Source organism: Myxococcales bacterium (assembly GCA_012517325.1).
GTDB lineage: Bacteria > Lernaellota > Lernaellaia > Lernaellales > Lernaellaceae > JAAYVF01.
Window position 1 is genome coordinate 1 of the sequence record JAAYVF010000081.1, and the last position, 4,293, is coordinate 4,293.

At 61.8% G+C, this 4,293-nt stretch carries 4 protein-coding genes; all 4 read left to right on the top strand.

Annotated features, from left to right (window positions below):
* A partial coding sequence (locus tag GX444_14025; protein ID NLH49699.1) for a class I SAM-dependent methyltransferase occupies window positions 1–303 on the top strand: 303 nt, incomplete at its 5' end.
* Window positions 304–378: 75 nt separating this feature from the next.
* Window positions 379–1,713 (top strand): glycoside hydrolase family 1 protein, encoded by a 1,335-nt coding sequence (locus GX444_14030; protein NLH49700.1) that lies wholly within the window; start codon window positions 379–381, stop codon window positions 1,711–1,713.
* A 77-nt stretch (window positions 1,714–1,790) separates the two neighbouring features.
* Window positions 1,791–2,150 carry a hypothetical protein gene (locus tag GX444_14035; GenBank protein ID NLH49701.1) on the top strand — a complete coding sequence of 120 codons (360 nt, stop codon included), beginning with the start codon at window positions 1,791–1,793 and terminating at the stop codon, window positions 2,148–2,150.
* Between the two features lie 28 nt (window positions 2,151–2,178).
* Window positions 2,179–3,969: a PKD domain-containing protein gene (locus GX444_14040; GenBank protein ID NLH49702.1), complete on the top strand. Its 1,791-nt coding sequence runs from the start codon at window positions 2,179–2,181 to the stop codon at window positions 3,967–3,969.
* Window positions 3,970–4,293 lie beyond the last annotated feature (324 nt).

The following is a 4,293-nucleotide window of genomic DNA, read 5'->3' on the forward strand; positions in this document are numbered from 1 at the left end:
CCCGCCGCAAGCCTCGACACGGCGACGCTCGGTTCCGTTTACCATGAATTGCCCGACCGCCAGGCCTACTGCGCCGAGATTCATCGCGCCCTCAAGCCCGGCGGCCGGGTGATCATCTGCGACTGGCGGCCGTTGCGGCCCGACGAGGACCGCGAGGCCGGGCCGCCGAACGATCACCGGGTTGCCGTCGCCCAGGCCGCGCGTGAATTGGCGGCGGCCGGGTTCGTCGATCCGCAAATCGACGAAACCCTGCCGGCGATGTGGATCCTGACCGCTTTCCGAAAAAAACCGGAAAAATCTTGAATAGTCGTTCAAATCCCTGCTTGCGTTCCTCGCGGCAAAACCGATAAAAGTTAAGAAAAATCGAAGCGAAGGAAAATGAACCGGCAATCGCTGACTTTTCCATCGGAGTTTCTCTGGGGCACCGCAACCTCGGCACATCAGGTCGAAGGAAATAATCTTCATTCCGATTGGTGGGCGTACGAACAAGTGCCCGGCCACATTCAACGCGGGGATAAATCGGGCCTGGCGTGCGACCATTGGCGCCGTTTCGCCGCGGATTTCGACCTTTGCCGGGCGATGCGCAACAACGCCGTCCGACTTTCGTTCGAATGGGCCAGAATCGAGCCCCGCGAGGGGCAAATCGACGATACGGCGGTGCGACATTACCACGAGGTACTCGATGCCCTGGCCCAGCGCAATCTGACGCCGTTCGTGACCGTTCATCATTTCACGCTGCCGTTGTGGTTCGCCCATCGCGGCGGTTTCGCGGTCAAGGACAATTTACGGCATTTTGAGCGCTATTGCGGGTTGCTCGCCGGCGAGTTCGGCTCGCGAGTGCGTTTCTGGAACACGATCAACGAGCCGTCGATCTACGCGATGATGAGCTATCTGTTCGGCTACTTCGCCCCGGGCGAAAAAAGCCCGCGGCTTTTTCGGCTGGTGATGCAAAACATCCTGGCCGCCCATGCCGTGGCGTATCACGCGCTGAAACGGGCGCATCCGGAAAATCAAATCGGTCTGGTCAAAAACATCCCCTATTACACGCCGTTCAATCCGCGCCATCCACTCGACAAACTGGCCGCCGCCCAACACGACTGGCTTTACAACGCCTTTGTCATCGAGGGCATCCGGACCGGGAGGCGCCATCTCCCGCTCGGCGACGGCAAGGTACTGCCGGGATTGGCCGGATCGGTCGATTTCTGGGGCCTGAACTATTACAACCAGAGCCGCTGCAAATGGTATTGGCCGCTGGCCACGATAAACGCCGGTGAACGGCACCGGATGACCCAGACCGCCTGGGCACCCTATCCGCCCGGCCTCAAACAGAATCTATTGCGCCTGGCTTCCTTCGGCCTACCGCTTTACGTCACCGAAAACGGTCTGGCGACCGACGACGATCCCTGGCGCTGCGCCTACCTGATCGAGCACCTGCGCCAGGTTCATGAGGCGATCGCGGCGGGCGCCGATGTCCGCGGGTACTTTTACTGGTCGCTGCTCGATAATTTCGAATGGGAGGACGGCTGGTTCCCGAAATTCGGACTGATCGGCTGCGACCCGCAGACCCGGGAACGCCGGCCGAAGCCGTCCGCCGAACTGTACGGGCAAATCGCGGCGGCCAATGCGTTGCAGGCCGAATGGTTCGAAGAGTATCCCTGGGATATGGAAACGATGGACCTGGCGCGGCGCCGAACCATCGCGCCGGCCGGGTAATTTGACAACGGAACCGATTAACGACATCGTCTCGCCGATCCGCTGCTCTTCCCTTCAATTCGACGGAGGAGATGAAAATGAAACGTTGCTTTTTCGTCCTATCCCTGCTTTTGCTTTTATGGCCCGTTTTCGCCTTCGCCGGCGACATCGAGGGAACCTACAACTGCGAGGGCACCAACCCGAACGGCGGTGCGTACAAAGGCACGGTTTCCATCATCAAGAACGACGCCAATTACAACGTGACCTGGACCATCGGGGCGCAGGTTTACGTCGGCGTGGGGCTGCTCGAGGGCGATTCGTTCGCCGTCGGCTATGCGGACACGAAGCAGGGTTGGTTCGGCATCGTCGTCTACAAGGTCAAAGGCGACAAGCTGTCGGGCTCCTGGGCGATGCACGGCAGCGGCAAAAACGGCACTGAAACGCTGACCAGGCGATAATTTTTCAACCTTTCATCGAGGCATGCACATGTCGAAACATGGTCTGTGGATTTTCTTCGCGATTCTGCTGATCCCCGCGCTGGCCCTGGGAGCCGACCCCGGCCTGTCCGTGAAAATCGATCAGGTGAATGAGGCGATCGCCGCGGCTCACGCCGGCTGGCGCGCCGGAACCTCGCCGATTGCCGAGTTGCCGCTCGACGATTTCACAGCGATGCTGGGCGCCGATCTCAACGCCCCGCGCGACACCTCCCGCGTCTGGCAGCCCGACAGCAGCATGACGTTGCCCACGCACTTCGACTGGCGGGACGTTCAAGGCGGCAACTACGTGACGCCCGTGAAATACCAGGGCCGCTGCGGCTCCTGCGTTGCGTTCGGCTGCGTCGGCGCGATCGAATCGGGCATCCGGATCCGCGAACAAAACCCGGACCTGGATGTCGACCTGTCCGAACAGCAGGCCTTCTCTTGCACGTTGATGAGCGGTTGCCAGATGGGGTCCTACGCCAGCGCGCTGTTCTCGACCGCGCAAACGCAGGGCATCGTCGACGAGAACTGCTATCCGTACGTCTCCGGCGGCACGGCCCTCGATTACGCGTGCGACGAAAGCTGCGCGGGAACGGCCTCGCGGGCGTTCCACGTCGCCGATTACGGCACCGTCTGGGGCGGCGTCGAGGCGATCAAGCAAGCCTTGCTGAATTACGGCCCGCTGACGGCCTCGTTTACGGTTTACGAGGATCTGAAGTATTACATCGACGGCGTTTACCAGCACCTGGTCGGGCCGATGCTGGGCGGTCATCAGGTGTTGATCGTCGGCTACGACGACCCCGGCCAATACTGGATCATCAAAAACTCCTGGTCGGAAAGTTTCGGCGAGGACGGCTTCTTCCGGATCAAATGGGGCGATTCGGGTATCGACAGCGACGTTTCGTGGGTCGATGTCGGCACACAGGCTTACCAGCCCGGCCCCCTGCCCGGCGGCGATTGCCAGGCGGCGGCCAACCGGCTCTACAATCAATGCTCGTTGTCGTACGAAGTGGACGGCCTGGACCTCACCGGCGCCGACTTCCTGACCTCCTGCGAAAACAACGAAATCCCCCAATGCGTCCACACCTGCAACGACGTCAGTTCGTCCTGCAACGACCTGGCGGGCTGCATCGGGTTCTGCACCGACCAATGGTGCGCGATGGACTTCGACTACCTCTACGACACCTGCGGCCTGGCGGTGACCCTCGAAGCCGGCTCGCCCCTGTCGAAGGACAACGCGACCGCGCTCTGCGAGGCGGTGGGTTATTCCTCGACCGCGATGAAGTGCATCCTCGAATGCATCCCGACGACCAACACCTGCCAGCAACTGGCCGCCTGCATGGCCGAATGCCCCTTGTGCCCCTTCCCGACCGTTGATTTCACCGCCGACGTGACCACCGCCGAAACGGCGCCCCTGGCCGTCACCTTCACGCGGCAGGTCAGCTATCCGGCGGATTGCGGCCGGACCGTGTCGCACTGGGATTTCGGCGACGGCACGTCGAGCTACAGCCCGAACGACGTGATCAAGCACGTCTACCAACAGGAAGGCGTTTATTCGGTGGAATTGCGGGTGACCAACGGCGCCGGCCCGGGCATCGCGTTCAAGCAGGATTACATCATTCTGGGCGAGCAGCCGGACGACGACACCGCCGACGATGACGCGGCGGACGATGACGACGACGATCAGGCGGACGACGACGCGGCCGACGATGATAACGACGATCAGGCGGACGATGATCAGGCCGCGCCCGGCGACGACGATGATGACGACGACTCCGGCGGCGGATGCGGTGGTTGATCAAAGGCCCTTTGCCCATCTGAGTCGTTCCGTGCGCCAGCCGGAAACCACGCCGGGAGCGCCAGCGACTTGACTGGTGTAGGAGCGGCGCCCGCCCTGAGCACAGTCGAAGGGTAGCAGCCGCGATCCTGTGTCGGCGTAAGAGCGGCTTAGGAGCCGCGATCCTGTGCCGACGTAAGAGCGGCTTAGCAGCCGCGATCCTGTGCCGACGTAAGAGCGGCTTAGAAGCCGCGATCCTGTGCCGACGTAAGAGCGGCTTAGCAGCCGCGATTTCACCTTTCCGCCAAACCATCCGCCGGATTTGCCGAAACGAATAATTTTCGC